The organism is Paenarthrobacter sp. (assembly GCF_031180005.1).
Taxonomy (GTDB): Bacteria; Actinomycetota; Actinomycetes; order Actinomycetales; family Micrococcaceae; genus Arthrobacter.
The window spans coordinates 142,238-162,259 of the sequence record NZ_JAPSHI010000006.1 but is presented as its reverse complement, the minus strand read 5'-3'; the positions used below and the strand labels follow the sequence as shown (position 1 = coordinate 162,259).

Sequence of the window (20,022 nt, the reverse complement as noted above, 5' to 3'; positions counted from 1 at the left end):
GCTACCCCAGGAGGGCTTGAATCTCTGATCTGGCGAACATCGAGGCGGCCTCGCGCGCTGTGGGAGTTCCGGCGTCGGGATCTGCTCCTGCGTCCAGCAGGACCCGGGCCACTCCGGTGTATCCCTTGAAGACCGCTCCGGCGAGTGGAGTCTGTCCGCGATCATTCGCTGCGTTTACGTCAGCACCGTGATGGAGGATGAGCTGCACGGCTTCCTCGTGCCCGTGGTAGGCCGCCAGCATCAGCAGGGAGTCCCCAGCGGCATTCGTCAGCGTGGCAGGAGCACCGGCGTTCAAGTAGCCACGCAGCAGTTCTGTATCACCTTCGCGGGCAGCATCGAACAAGGCGTGGGCCAGGGCCAACGTTTCGTCGTCGGGGCCTGTAGCTTGGGTCATCGGTGGGGTCCCTTCAGGAATCCGGTCTGGCGCCCGACAACCTGGCCGGCGTCGGGGGCGACGATCACTTCCTGGGCAGCGATGTAAGGCTCCTCACCGTCCATCACCGTCAGGGTTTCCTCCGCCGAAACGGACCGCTTGATCACGGCCAAAGCAACGGGTCCCATTTCAAAGTGCTGCGCCACCGATGTCAGATTACCTACCTTGCGCTCTCCGACAAATACGACGCTGCCAACGGCTGGCAACGTGTGCTGCGATCCATCAAGCTGGAGGAACACGAGGCGCCGGGGCGGGTGGCCAAGGTTGTGGACACGCGCGATGGTCTCCTGGCCCTTGTAGCAGCCTTTGTTCAGGTGCACCGAGGTCCTCAAGAGATCCAGTTCGTGGGGAATCGTCTTTTCATCAGTCTCAGCGCCGAGGCGGGGCCGCCACGCCGCAATCCTCAAGGCATCTGCCGCCATGGCTCCGGCCAGGGGAAGGCCTTCCACGGATTGTTCCAACTCGGTGGCCGGCACAAGGTACTCGAACCAAGGGCGTTCAAGCCCAGGATGCGATTCCTCGGGAACGATGCTGTACGCGTATCCCCCAGGGCTGACGTGCGGCCATGGATCCTCCCACACCAAGCGGCCGGACAGCTGCTCCACCGGCTTGGTGGCGCCCAACACGGCCCACTGCTCCGAGACGTCCTCGATCTCGACGCGAAGCATGAACTTCATCCTGTTCAACCACTCAGCCAGCGGCGCGGCTTCGGCGGTCTCAACAACCAGCCACGTGGTGCTGCCGTCGTCAATTACGCGGGCATCGAACTCGATGCGGCCCTGGACGCTGAGCAGCAGCAGTTCGCTGGCGACCCCGGGCTGGAGGTTGGTGAGCTGCTGGGACGAGAGCGTGTTCAACCAGCTGAGCCGATCCGGGCCGGTAACGGTCACTATGCCACGGTGCGAAAGATCGACGACGGCGGTACCGGTTGCCAGGGCGCGCTGCTCACGCAGTGGTTCGCCGTAGTGGGCCGCGACGCCGGCATCGAGGCCGGTATCTTCAACGGCGCCAGGGCGCGACAACAGGGGGCTCTTGTAAGTCATATGTAGTAGAAGTCCTTGAGGGTCAGCCGTATTCCGTGGTCAGCGGAATTCCGGGTTTTCGAAATCGAATCGGGTGCCCGCTTTCCATTCCTCCGGCAGGTTGCCGTAGGCAGGGATTCCCCCGGCATCCCGCAGGAGCTTGGCCATGTGGAGCAGGTTCCACGTCATGAAGGTGGCATTCCTGTTAGTAAAATCATTCTCCGGCCCGCCCGATCCTTCATCAAGATAGCTGGGTCCGGGTCCCACCGGGCCGATCCACCCGGCGTCGGCCTGGGGCGGAATGGTGAAGCCGATGTGCTGAAGACTGTAAAGGACGTTCATGGAACAGTGTTTGATGCCGTCTTCATTGCCGGTGATGAGGCAGCCACCCACCTTGGGGTAGAACGCCCATTGACCCTTGCTGTTCAGTTCGCCCGAGTGGGCATACAACCGTTCGATGAGTTTCTTGGTCATGGACGAGTTGTCGCCCAACCAGATGGGTCCGGCAACCACAACGATGTCGGCATCGCGGACATGCGGGTAGATCTCCGGCCACTCGTCGGTCTTCCAGCCATGCTCGCGCATGTCCGGATACACACCACTGGCGATGTCGTGGTCCACGGTCCGGATGAGGCGGGTACTGACGCCCTGCTTCTCCATGATGTCCCGGCTGATTTTGATCAGGCCGTCGGTATTGCTGAGCTGCGGCGAGGGCTTCAGTGTCCCATTGAAAAAGACAGCCTTAAGCCCGCGGTAGCCCTCCGGTTTGAGGTTGTTCACTATCTGCTCCTTCTGCTGGTTGCTGTGGAACGTACAGTGAGGCCTCGGGTCAGGACACCTTGTTGAGGAATGCCGAGGCGTGCGCTTCGAGGGCCTTGCCGCTGGCAGCGACGTCCCAGCGCCACAGGAGGTTGCCGTCCACCAGGCCGAAGATGCGGGTGGCCGCCGTGTACTCCTTGGAGTGGCTGCCACGCATCACCATGTCGGTGCTCAGCTGGATCTGGGGACCTTTGATCTGGCCGTAGTAGAGCTCGGTGATTCCGCCGGGGTGGGAAATCGACACCGAAATGTCGAAGCCGCCCTCCTTGTTGCGACGTTCCTCGACTTCGTCAGCAGTCTTGAGGACGGGGACGATGTCGGCCGGGATCAGGCCGGGGCCGCCGTCGCCCTCTTCAAGCTTCCGTTCCAACGCCCAGAACCCTGTCTCAACGGTCAACGGACGCAGCTTTTCGCCGGCGTCGTCACTGAGCCAGGTCTCGGCCCGGTACTGCAGGTACGGGAGCCCGTTGTGGGTGAAAGACACGTGCTGGACGAAATGCTCGGAATCCTCGTCTCCGCTGCCGAGCCGGCCGCGGCCTTCCCACTCACCAATGAGCCAGGAAAGAGGGACGAGTTCGGGCGTCAGATCTGTTGGGATCTCAATAGGCACAACGATTACCTCTGTCGAGCTGCAGGATCAGAAGGTTACTTCTGGCCCTTGAAAAGGCGGTAAACGACAAATCCCGCAAACCATGCCATGGCGACGCTGGCCAGGCCAAGGAGAACGAGGAAGAAGATTTCAAATGCGAGTACAGACATGATGCAATCCTAACCGTTAGTAGATGAGTAGTTTGTCTATGAAGTAAGCCAAGGCCCCCACAGCCCAAACAGGCGCTACGCCCATTCCTATTGCTGCCGGGATGTTCAAGCGCCCCCGCCGGAGGGTGGTCATCCGCCGGAAGCACACCAGGACGGATCCCACCACCACGCCAACCAAAGCGGCCGGAAGCACGGCGATATCCGAGAAAACAAGACCTGCCAGCGGTCCCATCAGTCCAGCCATCAACACCCCGAGCGGAGCCACGATCCGGTCCGGCCAGCGGATGATTCCCACCAGCAGGGCAACTGCCGCACTGAGTCCGGCCACGAGGACCATCTCCTTGACGCCGTTGAACCGTGCACTGGCGATCCATCCCGCACCCAAGCAGTTCAACAGCACACCGGCAGAGCATCCGAGGGTGGATTCCAAGCGTTGGGCCTGCCCGGTGCCCCTGACTAATTGGACGACGAACACTGCCATCACGCCCAAAGCCACGAACGCGGGTGTACCGTCCAGGAACCCGGGCGCCGGCATATAGGCAGCAGTGACAGCAGATCCCGCGCCGGCAAGACCAATGACGGCGGCGAGCGTTTTCTTGGCCGGGACAGCCAGGAAGTGCGGCCACCCGATCCCGACTGCCGCTGACGCCATGATGCCTGCACCCACCATGGCTTCCCGGGAAACGAAGGTGCTGGCCACGATGGCTGCGAGCGCCACGAGTCCGAATACCCCGATGCTCCAAGACTTCACTGTGTGCCGACCTCAATCCGATGCGCCTTACGACCTCTCGACAATCCTGCCTTAAGCCGGCCCAATATGTCGTAATTCCAGCGCTTCCCCGTCACGAATCCATGTGTCGTAAGGCACTGATGGGTATACTCAGACTTCAACAGCGCACTGTGTTGGCCGCGATCCCGTTACAACGGGAGAGGTTGCCAATGCGTTGTGACCGACCGGTGAGACTCCGGTTTCGACGCCCGATGATGCGCGTACAGCCCATTGGAGGAACTATGTCGCACATCCTGCTCCTAACGAACAGCACCGGCTCGTCGGTGGACATTTTGCCTGCCTTGGAGTTGCTGAACCACCGCGTGCACATCCTCCCGGCAGAACCCACAGCACTACTCGAAACCGACCCCACGGATATCGTCTTCCTGGATGCCCGGAAGGATCTGGTGGGCGCCCGCTCACTGACCCAGTTACTGAAGGCCACCGGCCTCAGCGCGCCGCTCATGTTGATCCTCACGGAAGGCGGCATGGCCGCTGTCTCATCAGCCTGGGCAGTGGATGACATTGTCCTGGACTCGGCCGGGCCCGCGGAAGTCGAGGCCCGCATCAGGCTGGCCATGGCGCGTGCAGTCCCCGGCGAAGAAGAAACCCAGACCGAAATCCGGGCAGCCGGCGTCGTGATTGACGAGGCAAGCTATACCGCCCGTGTCAGCGGCCAGCCACTCAACCTGACGTTCAAGGAGTTCGAACTCCTGAAGTACTTGGCCCAGCACCCGGGCCGGGTATTCACCCGCCAGCAACTGCTGACCGAGGTGTGGGGCTACGACTACTACGGAGGCACCCGGACAGTGGACGTCCACATCCGGCGGCTTCGGGCCAAGTTGGGCGTGGATCACGAGAACCTGATCAGTACAGTCCGCAACGTCGGCTACCGTCTCACTCTTGTCCGCCTCCCGGACGATGAGCTGTCCGAAGCCTGAGCAACAACGCGGACAGATGAAGCAAAACAAAGAAGAGGCCGGGATCCACATGGATCCCGGCCTCTTCTTTGTTTCTTGGTGGAGGACATACGGGTCGAACGTATCGAGGCCACCCCATTGGTGGATCCCCCCTGCGCTGACTCACGGACAAACCGCAGAGCCGAACGAGATATTGAGACTACCTCCCATTTCCAGTGACATCAAATCATCAGGGTTGCACCGGACGTATAGCCTTGCATCATGAGTCACGCGCACCCGGAAAACTGGCCCGTACTGATCATTGCCGGAGCTTTGGACACCGAACTCCTTAGGGACGTCAAGACCCTCGCGGCAGCCGCCGGGGAGTCGGACGGGAATCCGCCCTTCTCCGAACAGACGTTTGTCATGCTGCGCGGTGCGGATTCGGGCGAGCATTCCGTCTTGTCCTTCGTCTTGTATGCACCGGACGAAGATTCCGATCCGGTCACCGGAGAGGATCTGGCGGGCGTCGCCGTCGTCGTTGAAAGTGAGGACGGAAGCGGTGTCCTGGAGTTGGCCGTTCACCCCAGCTACCGCAACCAGGGTGTGGCCGGAAGGCTTCTGGGTGCGCTGCAGGGCAAGCGGGGCCTCGACGGATTAAGCGCGTGGTCCCACGGCAACCATGAGGCCGCCGCCGAATTGGCCACGCGTTTCAATTACGGTCCCATGCGCGAACTGTGGAAGATGCGGTTGATGTCTTCAACCGCTGCACTGCCCGACGCCGGACTCCCGGACGGTGTTTCGCTCCGCGCCTTCGTGCCGGGCCAGGATGAGAAGGCGTGGCTTGCCGCGAACAGGGCTGCGTTTTCCCACCACCCCGAACAGGGTTCCATGACACTGGCGGATCTCGAGGCGCGTAAGGCTGAGGATTGGTTCGATCCTGCAGGTTTCCTGCTGGCTGTAAACGCTGAAGGTGAATTGCAGGGTTTCCACTGGACCAAGGTCCACCCCCGGCAAGGCCCCCACCCGGCCATCGGCGAGGTCTACGTGGTGGGTGTGACTCCGGCAGCGCAAGGTTTGGGGCTTGGCAAAGCCCTCACGGTTGCGGGCATCAAGCATCTCCAGGACCAAGGCCTGCATGCCGTGATGCTCTACGTTGATGCCGACAATGAGGCAGCAGTAGCTCTATATCAGAAGCTTGGCTTTGTTCGCTGGGACACCGACGTGATGTATGGGCCTTTAACCAAAAATTAACCTGACGGGCTGAGTTGCCGGAAAGCCTGTGACATCTTGGATTCGAGCACCGAAATTCCTTGTAATGTGGGAGGAAACCCCGTCCTGAGCTTAGGAGAACCCCATGCAGCCGGACCCCGTCGGCACCGCCGGATCCACCTCGAAGGGTGCAACCCTGCCCCCACGCTTCGGATCATCGGAAGTGCCGGCCTCGCGAGCCACCCAGGACCGCATCGATATTCCGGAATTCGCGCCGAGCCTGGAGCCCGAGGGCGACATCTCCCCGGATCGTTTCCTGGACCGCGAACTGAGCTGGTTGGCCTTCAACTCCCGAGTGCTGGAACTCGCCGAAGATCCTGATCTTTACCTGCTGGAACGTGTCAATTTCCTCTCCATCTTCGCCTCCAACCTTGACGAGTTCTTCATGGTGCGCGTGGCTGGCCTCAAACGCCGCATCGCCACCGGGCTCGCCGTGCCCTCCCCCGCGGGACTGAGTCCCATTGAGGTGCTGGAACAGATCAGCGAAGAGGCCCACAAGCTGCAGGAACGCCACGCGCGGGTCTTCGCCGAGCAGATCCGTCCCGCCTTGGCCTACGAGCACATCCACATCATGCACTGGAATGAACTGGACGAGGATGCCCGTCACCGGATCAGCATCATGTTCCAGGAGAAGGTCTTTCCCATCCTGACGCCGCTGGCAGTGGACCCTGCGCACCCCTTCCCCTACATCTCGGGCCTCTCCCTCAACCTTGCCGTGATCGTCAGCAACCCGATCAGCGACAAAGAGCTCTTCGCCCGCGTTAAGGTTCCCGATCAGCTGCCCCGACTCATTTCCGTGGACGGACCGCGCGCTGGCGCCATCCCCGGCCGCGTAGCCCGTTTCATCGCCTTGGAAGAAGTCATCGCTGTCCACTTGGACAAGCTTTTCCCCGGGATGGAAGTCCTGGAACACCACACCTTCCGCGTCACCCGCAATGAGGATCTGGAAGTAGAAGAAGACGACGCCGAGAACCTCCTGCAGGCCTTGGAGAAGGAACTCCTGCGCCGCCGCTTTGGCCCGCCGGTCCGCCTCGAAGTCACCACCGATATCAACCCGAACATCAAGGCACTCTTGATCCGTGAGCTCGGGGTTGAAGAGTCCGAGGTCTACTCCGTACCCGCCCCCTTGGATCTCCGTGGTTTGTCTGCCATCAGCGGCATTGACCGCGCCGACCTCCACTACCCCAAGCACGTTCCCCACACTTCCCGTTACCTCAACGAGTCCGAAACGTCCAAGGCCGCAAACGTCTTTGCCGCCATGCGCCGCAGGGACATCCTCCTGCACCACCCTTACGACTCCTTCTCCACCTCCGTCCAGGCCTTCCTGGAGCAGGCTGCAGCGGATCCCAAGGTGCAGGCCATCAAGCAAACCCTGTACCGGACCTCCGGCGACTCCCCGATCGTTGATGCTCTGATTGACGCCGCGGAAGCAGGCAAGCAGGTCCTGGCCTTGGTGGAGATCAAGGCCCGCTTTGATGAGCAAGCCAATATTTCCTGGGCGCGAAAGCTCGAACAAGCAGGCGTCCACGTGGTGTACGGCATTGTCGGCCTGAAAACCCACTGCAAGTTGTCCTTGGTGGTTCGCCAGGAAGTGGACGGACTGCGGCGCTACTGCCACATCGGCACAGGCAACTACCACCCGCGCACAGCCCGCTATTACGAAGACCTTGGCTTGCTGACCGCGAATGAACAAGTGGGCGAAGATCTCTCCAAGCTGTTCAACCAGCTCTCCGGCTACGCACCCAAGTCAACGTTCAAGAGGTTGCTGGTGGCACCGCGCTCGGTACGAGCAGGCTTGGTGGACAGGATTGAAACCGAAATCCGCAATGCACGCGCCGGTGTTCCGGGCTTGGTGCAGATCAAGGTCAACTCGATGGTGGACGAAGCCATCATCGACGCCCTCTACCGGGCCTCGCAGGCTGGCGTGAAGGTAGACGTCGTGGTTCGTGGCATTTGTTCGCTGCGTCCGGGAGTGCCGGGACTGAGCGAGAACATCACGGTCCGCTCCGTGCTGGGACGCTTCCTTGAACACTCACGCGTCTTTGCCTTTGGAAACGGTGGCGAACCCGTAGTGTTCATCGGCTCGGCCGACATGATGCACCGCAACCTGGACCGCCGCGTGGAGGCACTGGTGCAGCTCGCCAGCAAGGAAGACACCGCTACAGTCATGGACCTGATGCGGCGCTACGTCGACGACGGGACAGCCAGCTGGCACTTGGACGATAGCGGGCACTGGACCAGGCACCATTTGGACGAAGACGGCAAGCCATTGTTGGACATGCAGTCCTGGCTTCTGGCTTCCCGTTCACGCCAGCGCGCAGCGGCCCGGCGGTAAGGACCCAGTTGAACAGCGATACTCCCGTGGCGGATCAAACAGACCACCCCGGCGAGCCGGTGGCCGTTGTCGCCGCCGGCGCCATTCCTTGGCGCGTCACCAAGGGTGGCCTTGAGGTCCTCCTGATCCATCGTCCACGTTATGACGATTGGTCATGGCCCAAAGGAAAGCTCGACGCCGGCGAAACAGTTCCCGAGTGCGCCGCCCGCGAAGTGTGGGAAGAGATTGGGCTAAAGGCACCGCTGGGCATTCCTCTTCCAGCGATCCACTATCACGTGGCTGCCGGCTTGAAGGTGGTCCGGTACTGGGCCGTCAAGGTCAATGGAGCGCAGCTTCGGCCCGACGGCAAAGAAGTGGACAGCGTCATGTGGTGCAGCCCGGACCGGGCGGCCAACTTCCTGAGCAACCCTACGGATGTGGAACCGCTCGAATACCTCGAGAAGGCCCACGTCCGCGGGGAATTGGACACATGGCCGTTGGTTTTGATCCGCCATGCCAAGGCGAAGCCGCGCTCCTCATGGACAAAGGCCGAGGGCGATCGTCCCTTGGCAGCTACCGGCCAGCGCCAGGCAGTGGCTGTCCAGCGTCTCCTGGAGGTGTGGAAACCGCAACGTGTTGTAACCAGCCCTTGGGCGCGTTGTGTCGCCACTATCGCCCCCTATGCCAAGGCCAGCGGAGTCAAGGTGAAACTGGTGGAAGCACTCACCGAGCACACCCACCAACGCTCCCCCAAGAAGACCGCAGCAGCTGTTGAGGCCCTGTTCGACAAGCAGGTGCCGATCGCTGTGTGTACACATCGCCCGGCCCTGCCCACGGCGCTGAAGCAGCTGGGCCAACACATGTCGCAGGCACTGCGTGCCCTGCTTCCTTCCGCTGATCCCTACCTGTCGCCCGGTGAAGTTGTTGTTTGCCAGGTAGCTCGCGGGTCTGAACGGAAAATAGTGTCCGTTGAGCAGGTCAAGCCTTTCGACGACTAGGAACTGCTTGCTTGACCTTCACTTCTTTGTATCAGTAGATTGATACAAAAGATGTGGGGGTCTTGCTGTGGTTGTTCTGCCAACGTTGTTTTTCCTGGGGCCTGTAATCGGCGCCGTCATCCTGTACTTGTTTCTGCGCATGCAGGTCTGGTCCAAGCCGGATGCCCAGGCCGTTGCCTCCCACGGGTGGTGGGTAGGCATCATCGGGTGGATGGCCAGTTCCCTGCAGGGTGCCATGAACGCGGGGATCATTCGCGCGAACCCCATGGGTTCCAGCGCCCCCGCAACTCCGGACCAGATCGGCGTCGCTCTAGCCTGGCCCGTCCTGGCCTGCCTCGCCGTTCACGCCTTGGGTCAACTAAGCTACCCCGCACCGAAGGCACCCCGCAGATACGCGGAACTGACGGTCCGCAGAATCAGGGACTTCCTTCCCCGAAATCTCGCGCGGACCACAGGCGTGATCTTTCTCTACGCAGCGTTGGCCATTGCATGGATCGCAGCGTTGCCTGGGCACGCCGCCCTGGTGCCGGCACAGCCTGCGCCGCCGGCTTCCCCCCAGCAGCCCAACGCACCCTCTGCCCCCACTACGACGTTTCAAGGGCAGGACGGTCGGATTCCGGGCTCGGATATGGCGCTGTGGCTGGGCGGGGCTTTGCTGGTCCTGGCCCTGGGAACCTGGGTGGTCCTTCTCCTGATCGCCCGGCGCAGGCAGTTGGAAACCCTCGACGGCGACGACAATCGAACACTCCGGACCATTGCCACTAACCGGCTTCTCCGGACCGTCGCGACCATCGCCGCCGGGCTGGCTTCCATCGCCGGCAACTTCGCGGCACAACCGGCGCCGGGTGCAGTGTGGCAGTCGTCCTGGTTCAATGTCCTGGGGATTGTCAACATGGCAGTGCTCCTCGCCATGTTGTGGTGGAAGGTCCCTGAACTCCCGTCGCTTCTCAAAGTCCGGAAAACCACGAGCGCAAACACGCTGCGCGCCGATTCCCGAACGCACGGCGCTGTCCGGCTCACCATCTCCCTTGGCGCGGTGTTGGGCGTCGTGGGCGGACTCACGCTCCTGGCCGGAGTGGTGGTGATCCTTGTCGCCCTGCGTCCTCTCAATCCATGGCCTTTTCCCGTCCTGACCGCCATTGCTGCCGCGACTCTGCTGGCGGCCATTGCGGCGGGTGAGGCGTTGATGGCGCGAAATTACGGACGAACCGAAGCGCCAATCCACTGGCCGCGACAGCCCGTTTCGCGAGGATTGCTCTCCTTCGCGATCGGAAGCGCATTGGTGCTTGCCGTGGCAGTAGCCTTCGCCGTGGCCGCGGAAGAACAGCCCTTTGTCCCCAGGACATGGCACGCTGTTCTTCTGCTCTCTGCTGCGGTTGCCGGAACAGGTACGGTGGCCAGCCTCGTCGTGCGCCGGCGTCGTGGTATTCCGGAAAGCGAGCGTGACAGAGGCCTGGACGCCGCCCTGAGGGCCATCAGCATGTATCGAATCGTGAGGACACTGGCCGCATACTGCCTGGGGCAGGCGGGAGCGCTGCTGATGATCACCGGCGACGCCTGGTACAGCGTGTTTTCACCGGGCGATGGCGAATATCCGCTGGCACCCAGCCCGGCCATCACGGTCGGAATGGTGCTGGCGGCCAGCGCCGTAATCGTCGCGGTGGTACCGGTGCGCAGCCTGTTCCGCGCCATCCCCCGCGGCGAGCCTGTCAAACATGGGGAACGCGCACAATGACTGCCGGAATTACCTTGGACCTTTCCGATCCGGTGCCGCCCTACGAGCAGATCCGACGACAACTCAGCTCGCTGATTGCGGTAGGGGTTTTGCAACCCGGGAGCCGGCTTCCCACGGTCCGCAGCCTGGCCGCCGATCTTGGTATCGCCGCTGGAACTGTGGCTCGCGCCTATAAAGAACTTGAGCAGTCGGGATTGATTGAATCACGACGGCGAAACGGGACTATCGTCGTCGGGCCACCTCAGCCGACACTTGCCGTGGCGGGCGGAGACGCCGCGGTTATTGCCGCCGTCGACGATTTGATTCGAACGTCGCGCGACGTAGGCATAGGTGACGAATCGCTCGTGGACCTGCTTCGGGGACGACTTGCCCAAACAAGTAAGCTGGACTCGTGAGCATCCCCACCCCATATGAAGACCTTCTGCGCGACGTCATGGCCAACGGCACACACAAGTCGGACCGCACCGGAACCGGAACGCGCAGCGTTTTCGGCCGCCAGCTGAGGTTCGATCTCGCCGAGAGCTTCCCGCTCATCACCACCAAGCGGGTCCACTTCAAATCCGTGGCAGTAGAACTCCTGTGGTTCCTGCGCGGTGACTCGAATGTGAAGTGGATGCAGGATCAGGGCGTCTCCATCTGGGACGAATGGGCGGACGCCGACGGCGAACTGGGCCCCGTCTATGGCGTCCAGTGGCGTAGCTGGCCAACTCCCGATGGCGGCCACATCGACCAGATCTCCGAGCTCATGACCAACCTGGCCGCCAACCCCGATTCCCGGCGCCACATTGTGTCGGCTTGGAACGTGTCCGAGCTCAAGGACATGGCATTGCCGCCCTGCCACGCGTTCTTCCAGTTCTACGTGGCGGATGGCAAGCTGTCCTGCCAGCTGTACCAGCGTTCCGCAGACACCTTCCTGGGCGTCCCCTTCAACATTGCCTCCTATGCCCTGCTGACGTGCATGGTCGCCCAGCAACTGGGGCTTGAACCTGGCGAATTCGTCTGGACCGGTGGCGATGTCCACGTCTACGACAATCACGTTGACCAGGTTGCCGAGCAGCTCACCCGGGAGCCATACGAGTATCCGCAGTTGAAGATCCTCCGTAAGCCGGACTCCATCTTCGACTACACGCTGGATGACTTCGAGGTTGTGGATTACCGCCACCACCCCACCATCAAGGCCCCGATCGCGGTATGAGCATGCCTACCCCTGAGACTCCATCCCAGCTTCCCGGCGTCATCTTCACCCAGGAGACCGCGGCCCGAATGACGGGCATCGGACTGGTCTGGGCCCAAACCAAGTCCGGCGTGATCGGTAAGGACGGCTCCATGCCGTGGCACCTGCCCGAGGACTTGAAGCACTTCAGCCAGCTCACCACGGGGCACCCCGTCATCATGGGCCGCAAGACCTGGCTGTCGTTCCCCGAAAAGTACCGTCCGCTCCCCGGCCGCACCAACATTGTGGTGACCCGCAACGCCGACTGGGCCTCCACTCCCGAGGCGGAGGGCGCCGTCGTGGTTTCATCCCTTGATGCGGCACTGCTGGAGTCGCAGTTCGCCCCCGGGGGACAGAAAGTGTGGATTATCGGCGGCGGCGAAATTTTTCAACAGTCCATGGGCATCGCCAACCTGGCCGTGATCACCATCATCGACGAGGACCTGGAAGGCGACACTTTCGCTCCGGAACTCGGTGATGATTGGACCTTCGACGCCGTAGCCCCGTCCGAAGGCTGGCTCACCGCCCAAAACGGTACCAACTACCAGTTCACCACATGGCGCCGGAACGCAAGCCAAGAAACCCAGGAAGACTAAGCATGCTGAAAAAACCTGAAACCCTGTTCGTGCTGGGCTATATGCTGCTGCCGCTCTTCGCCCTGATCTCTGCCATTGTGGGTCTCACCATGATCCTGGGCGGCAACAGAATCGCCGGGATCATCGTGCTGATCGTTGTCACGCAGGTCTTTACGTTTGGTGCTTTCTTTGCCCTGCGCAAGCGCAAAGCCCTCCTTCTTCAGGAGCCCGACGCAGGCAGCCTCTAGCCACGCGTGTCAGCCGCTTCTTACTGCGGCTGGCGAGTGCCGTCGTCGTGCAGTGCGTGCGTGACGTAACCAACAGCGGCAGTTCCCTTGGAAAGTTTAGACTTGGTGAATGACTACAGCAGCTAATCCGTCCGTTGGACTGGTCGGTTGGCGTGGCATGGTCGGCTCCGTCCTGATGCAGCGCATGCAGGAAGAGAACGACTTCGCCAACATCAACCCGGTATTTTTCTCCACCTCGAACGCAGGAGGTGCCTCCCCGTCGTTCGCTGATGGGGCTGGCAAGCTCGAGAATGCGTTCGATATTGAGACGCTGGCCAAGCTGCCGATTATTGTCACCGCCCAGGGTGGCGACTACACCAAGCAGGTCCACGGCGAACTCCGCAACCGCGGTTGGGATGGCCTGTGGATCGATGCTGCTTCCACCCTGCGCATGAACGACGACTCGATCATCGTGCTGGACCCCATCAACCGCGATGTCATCGACGCCGGACTTTCCGGTGGCGTGAAGGACTTCGTCGGTGGCAACTGTACGGTTTCCTGCATGCTGATGGGCCTCGGCGGCCTGTTCAAGAACAACCTGGTCGAGTGGGGCACCTCCATGACATACCAGGCAGCTTCAGGTGGCGGTGCCCGGCACATGCGTGAGCTCCTCAACCAATTCGGCACCCTCAACAACGAGGTCAGCAGCGAATTGGACGATCCCGCCTCTGCCATTCTCGAAATCGACCACAAGGTCCTCGCCGCCCAGCGCACCGGCGTTGACGCCACCCAATTCGGCGTGCCGCTGGCCGGCTCCCTCATTCCGTGGATCGATGCGGATCTTGGCAACGGCCAGTCGAAGGAAGAGTGGAAGGCCGGGGTGGAGACCAACAAGATCCTCGGCACCGGAAACGGCACCGCAGGCAAGGACCACGTCGCCATGGACGGCCTGTGCATCCGCATCGGCGCCATGCGTTCACACTCCCAGGCCCTCACGCTCAAGCTGCGCGAAGACCTGTCCGTGACGGAAATCGAGAACCTCCTGGCCAAGGACAACGAATGGGCCAAGGTTGTTCCCAACACCAAGGAAGCCTCCATGGCGGACCTGACCCCCGTGGCTGCCTCCGGCACATTGGACATCCCCGTGGGCCGTATCCGCAAGCTCGAAATGGGCCCGGAATACATCAGCGCCTTCACCGTGGGAGACCAGCTCCTGTGGGGCGCAGCCGAGCCGCTCCGCCGCATGCTCAACATTGTGACGGGCAAGCTCTAGCTGCCCGGCTTAGCACGTCGCTAACCCGCTGTTCCGTTGCTGCCCAGCAACGGAACAGCGGGTTTTCGACGTTCATACGGCTTCCGCTCCAACGCGGCTTTGAGCCTCCGTTCCACTTCCCACGGCCTGCTGAGTTGCTCCCACTCGATACGGACAACCTCCCAGCCAGAGTCCACAAGGGCCTTCTCCCGACGACGTTCGTTGAATATGACCTCGTTAGTAGGTGCATATTCGAAATACTTGGCGCGGCCATCGAACTCGAGGATCACTCGTTGGTCCTTCCAGCCGAAGTCGCCCCGGTACCGCCCGAGAGGGGTGTCCACGTCGAGCTGGAGGACGGCGCCCCGGATGCCAAGCCTGTTCAGCAGAATCCGTGTGCGGGTCTCCCCCACCGATTCGGACCTGGCATCCATTGCTTCAAGCACACGGCGAACGCGGCGAACACCCCGTGTGATGCGTCCGCTGTCCACATAGGCTTGAAGCAACAGCTGATTCGCACCGCGGCGGAGCGCTTGATCTGCGATAATCACGGCCCGTTCCAAGTCCATGGTCCGGGCACAATCGACGAGAGTACGCTCCAAACTGGTGACACGTACGGGCCGGGGCCACGACGCCTGTAACTCAACCATCTCCGACGGTTCCAAAAGGCCGCCATGGGCTGTGACGTCCCCACCAGAGCTTGCTTGGGCAGGTGAGAATGGCATGGTGACGTGAACCGAGGAACCCACATCCCACGGAGAGCACCCATGCAACCGGGCGGCACTTGCATGACTGTAGACGCTTCTGCGGCTCACGTTGGAATGATGTGCCTGTATTCGCAGTAGCTCTTGCTCCCACGGTTTCTGCTGGCGCCAATCACGTGTCCGAATATAGGCGCCCCGCCGGAGCCTGATCAGCGTTCCGGAGCGTACGCCGAGCGTCAGGACCCGGTCACTCAGCCCTTTCACTGCAAGATCCGTGGTGGTGGCAATGACGGTGTCGGGCCAATGGGTGGCGATCAGGGCATCAAGTTTTCTCCGTTGCATGGGCCCATCGTGCGTCTGGGGCGGGCTGTGCGGCAGGTGCCGGGCACCGTATGTGGACAAACTCGTTGTGCGGCCGTGATTACGTTGCCGGCCAGCAACGTAACTGCGGGCCGGCAACGCGTTAGTGAGCCTCCAAGTCAACCGGCCATGAACTTCAGGTAGGCGCGGCCCTGGGCTTGGAACGAACGCTCAGCGGCCGGTCCCAACTCTCCCGAGAACGGTTCCGGCACCACACCTATGGTCTTGCCGGTCGCGGTCCTCGCCCACGTGCCCACCACTTCTCCGCCGGACACCATGATCCGTTTGAACACTCCGTTCTTGCCAGGCACCACCAATTCCGCATACTCGGGAGCCAGCACCAGGCTTCGGTCCTGGTACCCGAGCAGGAATTCATCGAACCCCGGGAGCGCCAGGAACGAGCGCGAGCCGGGGACGCCGTCGTCGAGCATTTCTGCTGTCTCCGGCGAGAGCCAATAACTGGTGCCGCCGAACTGCAGCTCAGCCAGGCGGCCCTGTACCTCGTTCAGCGCTTTGCGCGCTTCCGTCATGGGCACTTGGCTCCACCACGAAAAATCCTTGATGGTGGCGGGGCCGTGGCTCTGGATGTAGCGGAACAGCAGCTCGGCGATTCCCTCCTCGCGTCCCAGGTCCCTCGAGTTTGGAATCCACTCGTCGAACGGCACGAAGAGTTGCTGCACACCTACTTTGCCGTTGCTCCCTGCCATCGGCCCTTGGACCAGCCAGGCACGCTGGCAAAGGCTCCCCAGCAAATGAATGCCACGCTGCGCCTTGGTGGGCTGTCCTGCTTCCTCGAACGCTTGAAACAGCTGCTCCCGGGTAGCACCCGGCGCCCCCGCTGCTTTGAGGACCTCAGCGGTTTTGAACGCGATATCCCGGCAATGGCTGATGTCATCAGGGGTGATGCCCAGTTCACGGTGGCGGGCTGCAAGTGAAGCCATCAGTCGGGCACTGGTGATACCAAGAATCCAGCGGAGGTCCTCGGGAGCAATCAAGTGCAGTGTCCCGCGCATGGGCCACGAACGGACCACCGTCCCGGCGTCGAGGGCGGCCCGGACGTCTGACGCAACCGTGCCCGGAACGCGCTGGCCTACTGCCCACAAAGCTGAGCCAAGATCCTGTGCCTGCATGGCGGTCATCCAGCGAACCGCGTCCGAAACTCCAGTGAAGCCGCCACCCAACAGGCCTTGGCTGGCCAGGCGCAACCGGCCCATGACGCGCGGAGTGGGAGTACTTCTCTCTGCAGGCATGCTTCATCCTAAGAGGACCGGCCAGCACAGGGAACCTTGCCGTGCCTCCCAGCCGTCACCCAGCCGTAGATCCTAGGATGGGTTCATGCTTTTTGGTGATCTAGCTCCGTTCGTGCGGCCGATGAGCCGGTGGTTGGCTACCGCCGGTTGGTTCTGCACGCTCGTAGGGCTTGGCGCCGGGCTGATAGTGGCGGTAGGGACCGGTGTGAGGCTCTCCCCTTCAATGCAGGCCATTCAGACAGTAAGTCTGGTGGCAACTGCGGCAGCCGCCCTTCTCATCGGAACCGCTGCCGCCACCCAGCCCGTGGCCGACCGTGATGACGACGCCCCGGAACCTTGGTTCTACCCGGCCGCCGCGGCCCAGGTCCGAAGCTTCCTGCTCGGTGCGATCGTCCTGCTCCTGGGCTTGGTCGGCTTCGCCACGGCCGGGCTGTTCATGCCCAGCGGACCGTCGCCGCAAAGTATCGCGTTCAGCCAGATCTTCCTGCTGGGAGCGGTTAGTTGCGGCCTCACGTTCCTGCTGCTCAACAAGGTCCTGCCGATTGCCGAGAGGCGCACTCGCTAGAGGTTGACGCCGATCAGCAACGGTTCCGGGTGCAGTTCAATGCCGAAGCGCTCGACGACGCCGGAACGAACCTCGCGCGCGATGGCCACCATGTCCGTAGCCGTTGCTGAACCCCTGTTGGTGATGGCAAGTGTGTGTTTGGTGGACAGGGAAGCCCGCCCGCCGGAAACACTGGACTCCTCGAGTCCGAAGCCCTTACCGAACCCGGCCTGATCGATGAGCCATGCAGCGGAGAGCTTCACGAGTCCGTCTTCGCCAGCGGGATATTTGGGCGCGTTCTCCGGCAGCGACGATGCACGCTCTGCTGGGACGATCGGGTTGGTGAAGAATGAACCCGTGGAATAGGTGTCGCGGTCTGCAGAATCCAGGACCATGCCCTTGGAAGCCCGGAGCCGGAGGACTTCGCGCCGCACATCGTTGGAGTAGGCGCGCTTGCCGGCCTCTACGCCCAGCACCCTTGCCAGCTCGGCGTACCTGATGGGGGCACTCATCCGTCCCAGCGGCAACTGGAACTCGACAGTCAACACAACGTAGCGGGGCGAGCCCTCAACCGTGGTCTGCTTCAGGATGGAGTCGCGGTATCCAAACTTGAGCTCGGAGTTGGTGAAAGTCTGTACCGCGTTGCGTTCGCGGTCCCAGGTGCGCACAACCGCAATGGTCTGTGAAACATCCGCGCCGTAGGCTCCCACATTTTGAACGGGCGTGGCTCCGGTGGCTCCCGGAATTCCGGACAATGCTTCCAGGCCTGACCAGGCGTGCAGCACCGCGTATTCCACCAGGGCGTCCCAGTTGTGGCCTGCCTGCACCACAACGGACACGCCTCCACAACTGTCCTCCGAGTTCACGGTGAATCCTTCGGAGGCAATTTTCAGGACCGTACCGGGGTAGCCTTCATCGGAGATCAGCAGATTGGAGCCCCCGCCGATGATCAGGAGTTTTTCGCCGGCAGCGTCGGCCGAGCGGACGGCGTCGATGATTTCTGCCTCAGTGCGAGCCTCAACATAGTTGCCCGCGGGGCCGCCAACGGCAGCAGTGGTCAGTTCGGAAAGCAGCGTTTGGGTCACCAATCAAGCCTAACGGGCTTCGCTGGGCTGCGCAGACTTCGCCTCCTGTTGGCCGGCCAAAGGTGCAAGGAAGAAGCTGACCACCAGCAAAGCCAGCGGTGCCAGCAGCGAAAGCAGGATGCCAAAATGTTCAGCCAGGAGTCCCAGGAGCGGCGGACCGCACAAGAAGGCGCCGTAGCCAATGGTGGACACCACCGACACACGGGCCGCTGCGTGCACAGGATCATCCGCAGCGGCAGACATTCCCACGGGGAATCCGAGTGAGGCACCCAGGCCCCACACCGCCAAGGCCACGAACGCGAGCCACGGGACGGGAGCAAAAACAAAGAGCGCAAGACCCACGACGGCGGTGGCCGAGCACCAGCGCATCACCACTACGCGGCCAAATCGATCCAGGATGACAGTGCCGGTGAAACGCCCGATGGTCATGAAGGTGACGAAAAGTCCATAACCGACAGCACCCGCGGCGTCGGACTGCCCGTAGCCGTCAGCCAGTGCCAGTGCCAGTGCCACCCAGTCTCCGGCGGCTCCTTCTGCCAAGGCCAAACCAAGGACCAGGACCCCGATCAGCAAAGTCCGGCGGTCACGCCAGGCAAGGGCGACCAGGCGCTTGTTATCCAGAGGAGCGGCGGCTTTGCCAGCCTCCGTCCGAGGGGCGGCCGGTTCGGGAGTGATGATGGGCAGTGGACCAGTGGAAGGGTCGCGGAAGGTGTCCGTTTCCTTCGAGCGGTAGGTCTGCGTAGCTGCAGCGGTCTTTTCCGCGCGGAACCAGAACGTTGCAGCCACCACCGAGGCTGTCACTACGACGCCTGAGATCAGGAAATGCCGGAACACCGGCATGTGGACGGCAGCGGCCCAAGCACCAAATCCCGCAGCGGCCACGGTTCCGAGGCTGAACGCACCATGCAGGTGGGGCATGATGTGCCGCTCCAACTCGCGTTCGAGCGACGCACCTTCCACATTGGACGCAGTGTTCCAGCTGGCCGTGCCCAGGCCAAGGACTACCAAGCCGGCAGCGACCACCAAGGGATTGGCCGCAATAGAGGTGCCCACACCCACGATGACAAGACCCGCACCCACCATGCAGCTGCCGATCCTCGTGGTCAGCTTGGGACCCAGCCGCAGCACAATGAGCCCCGAAGCTGAGATTGAGATGAACGATGCAACCGTCATGCACATGAGCAAAAGACCGATGCCACCCGGCGTGAGGTTCAGTCCATCGCGGATGGCAGGGAGGCGGGAAACCCACGTGGCGAAGGCGATACCGCTGGCCGCATAGGAAGCAAGAACAGCGGCGCGCCACCGCGACATTTCAGTCGAAGTGGCGCGCCGTTGAGTGGTGTTCGGTTGGTTCAAGAGAGCTTCACAACTGCCTGCGACTTCATGAGGACTTTTTGTCCGCCGGCAACGACGGTGAGATCGATGCGCGCGGTGCGGGCATCGGCGTCGAGCGCTCCAACAACGCCGGTGACATCGATGACAGCGCCGGCCTCATCGGTCCCGGTGGTGTCGGTGACGAGGACGGGCTTGGTGAAACGGGTCTGGTAGTCCACGACGGCGGCGGGGTCCACTGCCCAGTCGCTCACCAACTGCACTGCGGCACCCATGGTGAACATGCCGTGCGCGATGACGCCCGGCAGTTCCACGGAGGTTGCAAAGGCTTCATTCCAGTGGATCGGGTTGAAGTCGCCCGAGGCTCCTGCGTACTTGACCAGGTCCTGGCGGGTGACATCAATGCTGCGGGTGCCGATTTCCTGGCCGATCGTCAGTTCTTCGAATGTGGGGCTCATGG

21 protein-coding genes are annotated in these 20,022 nt (G+C 62.1%); 11 read left to right on the top strand and 10 right to left on the bottom strand.

From position 1 onward, the window contains the following. Window position 1 precedes the first annotated feature (1 nt). From RIF72_RS06910 to RIF72_RS06890, 5 genes are all read right to left on the bottom strand, one after another. Window positions 2-394 carry an ankyrin repeat domain-containing protein gene (locus RIF72_RS06910; protein ID WP_309074106.1) on the bottom strand — a complete coding sequence of 131 codons (393 nt, stop codon included), beginning with the start codon at window positions 392-394 and terminating at the stop codon, window positions 2-4. After that, window positions 391-1,476, bottom strand: coding sequence for a folate-binding protein (locus RIF72_RS06905; protein WP_309074105.1), 1,086 nt, complete (start codon window positions 1,474-1,476; stop codon window positions 391-393). Before RIF72_RS06905 ends, RIF72_RS06910 begins: the two co-directional genes overlap by 4 nt. A gap of 39 nt (window positions 1,477-1,515) precedes the next feature. Then, complete coding sequence (locus RIF72_RS06900) at window positions 1,516-2,235, bottom strand: flavodoxin family protein (protein WP_309074104.1); 720 nt, start codon at window positions 2,233-2,235, stop codon at window positions 1,516-1,518. A 49-nt stretch (window positions 2,236-2,284) separates the two neighbouring features. Further along, complete coding sequence (locus tag RIF72_RS06895; RefSeq protein ID WP_142938340.1) at window positions 2,285-2,884, bottom strand: FABP family protein; 600 nt, start codon at window positions 2,882-2,884, stop codon at window positions 2,285-2,287. Between the two features lie 165 nt (window positions 2,885-3,049). Beyond that, window positions 3,050-3,784 carry a permease gene (locus RIF72_RS06890; protein ID WP_309074103.1) on the bottom strand — a complete coding sequence of 245 codons (735 nt, stop codon included), beginning with the start codon at window positions 3,782-3,784 and terminating at the stop codon, window positions 3,050-3,052. Between the two features lie 260 nt (window positions 3,785-4,044). On the opposite strand from RIF72_RS06890, the gene RIF72_RS06885 reads away from it, so the two are divergent. The 10 genes from RIF72_RS06885 (at window position 4,045) to asd (ending at window position 14,308) form a co-directional block, all read left to right on the top strand. Beyond that, entirely contained in the window at window positions 4,045-4,743 is a 699-nt protein-coding gene (locus RIF72_RS06885; protein ID WP_018776718.1) for a response regulator transcription factor, read from the top strand. A 240-nt stretch (window positions 4,744-4,983) separates the two neighbouring features. Then, entirely contained in the window at window positions 4,984-5,955 is a 972-nt protein-coding gene (gene mshD / locus RIF72_RS06880) for a mycothiol synthase (RefSeq protein ID WP_309074102.1), read from the top strand. Between the two features lie 103 nt (window positions 5,956-6,058). Further along, on the top strand, window positions 6,059-8,308 hold the full coding sequence (locus tag RIF72_RS06875; RefSeq protein ID WP_309074101.1) for an RNA degradosome polyphosphate kinase: 2,250 nt from the start codon (window positions 6,059-6,061) through the stop codon (window positions 8,306-8,308). Between the two features lie 8 nt (window positions 8,309-8,316). Further along, the gene (locus RIF72_RS06870) at window positions 8,317-9,285 is read left to right on the top strand and encodes an NUDIX hydrolase (protein WP_309074100.1); all 969 of its coding nucleotides are present in this window, start codon (window positions 8,317-8,319) and stop codon (window positions 9,283-9,285) included. Window positions 9,286-9,352: 67 nt separating this feature from the next. Continuing rightward, window positions 9,353-11,020 carry a hypothetical protein gene (locus RIF72_RS06865; protein WP_309074099.1) on the top strand — a complete coding sequence of 556 codons (1,668 nt, stop codon included), beginning with the start codon at window positions 9,353-9,355 and terminating at the stop codon, window positions 11,018-11,020. Beyond that, a complete protein-coding gene (locus RIF72_RS06860; RefSeq protein WP_309074098.1) occupies window positions 11,017-11,415 on the top strand; it encodes a GntR family transcriptional regulator in 399 nt (132 codons plus the stop codon). The genes RIF72_RS06865 and RIF72_RS06860 overlap by 4 nt, the downstream gene beginning before the upstream one ends. Then, entirely contained in the window at window positions 11,412-12,215 is an 804-nt protein-coding gene (locus RIF72_RS06855) for a thymidylate synthase (RefSeq protein ID WP_309074097.1), read from the top strand. Before RIF72_RS06860 ends, RIF72_RS06855 begins: the two co-directional genes overlap by 4 nt. Further along, on the top strand, window positions 12,212-12,829 hold the full coding sequence (locus RIF72_RS06850; RefSeq protein ID WP_309074096.1) for a dihydrofolate reductase: 618 nt from the start codon (window positions 12,212-12,214) through the stop codon (window positions 12,827-12,829). The genes RIF72_RS06855 and RIF72_RS06850 overlap by 4 nt, the downstream gene beginning before the upstream one ends. Window positions 12,830-12,831: 2 nt before the next feature. Then, window positions 12,832-13,056 carry an NF038396 family protein gene (locus RIF72_RS06845; RefSeq protein WP_054809086.1) on the top strand — a complete coding sequence of 75 codons (225 nt, stop codon included), beginning with the start codon at window positions 12,832-12,834 and terminating at the stop codon, window positions 13,054-13,056. A 109-nt stretch (window positions 13,057-13,165) separates the two neighbouring features. Then, a complete protein-coding gene (asd, locus tag RIF72_RS06840; RefSeq protein WP_309074095.1) occupies window positions 13,166-14,308 on the top strand; it encodes an aspartate-semialdehyde dehydrogenase in 1,143 nt (380 codons plus the stop codon). Window positions 14,309-14,328: 20 nt separating this feature from the next. On the opposite strand, the gene RIF72_RS06835 is transcribed toward asd, so the two are convergent. Next, window positions 14,329-15,333, bottom strand: coding sequence for a type IV toxin-antitoxin system AbiEi family antitoxin domain-containing protein (locus tag RIF72_RS06835; protein WP_309074094.1), 1,005 nt, complete (start codon window positions 15,331-15,333; stop codon window positions 14,329-14,331). Between the two features lie 137 nt (window positions 15,334-15,470). Next, window positions 15,471-16,601 (bottom strand): winged helix DNA-binding domain-containing protein, encoded by a 1,131-nt coding sequence (locus RIF72_RS06830; protein WP_309074093.1) that lies wholly within the window; start codon window positions 16,599-16,601, stop codon window positions 15,471-15,473. Between the two features lie 85 nt (window positions 16,602-16,686). Here RIF72_RS06830 and RIF72_RS06825 point away from each other — a divergent pair, with 85 nt between their 5' ends. Next, window positions 16,687-17,166, top strand: coding sequence for a hypothetical protein (locus RIF72_RS06825; protein ID WP_309074092.1), 480 nt, complete (start codon window positions 16,687-16,689; stop codon window positions 17,164-17,166). Here RIF72_RS06825 and RIF72_RS06820 read toward each other — a convergent pair. From RIF72_RS06820 to RIF72_RS06810, 3 genes are read right to left on the bottom strand one after another with little or no spacing between them, the layout of a single operon-like run. Next, the gene (locus RIF72_RS06820) at window positions 17,163-18,230 is read right to left on the bottom strand and encodes a UDP-N-acetylmuramate dehydrogenase (RefSeq protein WP_309074091.1); all 1,068 of its coding nucleotides are present in this window, start codon (window positions 18,228-18,230) and stop codon (window positions 17,163-17,165) included. The genes RIF72_RS06825 and RIF72_RS06820 overlap by 4 nt on opposite strands. Before the next feature lie 9 nt (window positions 18,231-18,239). After that, window positions 18,240-19,541, bottom strand: a complete 1,302-nt coding sequence (locus RIF72_RS06815) for an MFS transporter (RefSeq protein ID WP_309074090.1) — start codon at window positions 19,539-19,541, stop codon at window positions 18,240-18,242. Window positions 19,542-19,582: 41 nt separating this feature from the next. Beyond that, a complete protein-coding gene (locus RIF72_RS06810; RefSeq protein WP_309074089.1) occupies window positions 19,583-20,020 on the bottom strand; it encodes a MaoC family dehydratase in 438 nt (145 codons plus the stop codon). Window positions 20,021-20,022: the final 2 nt, after the last annotated feature.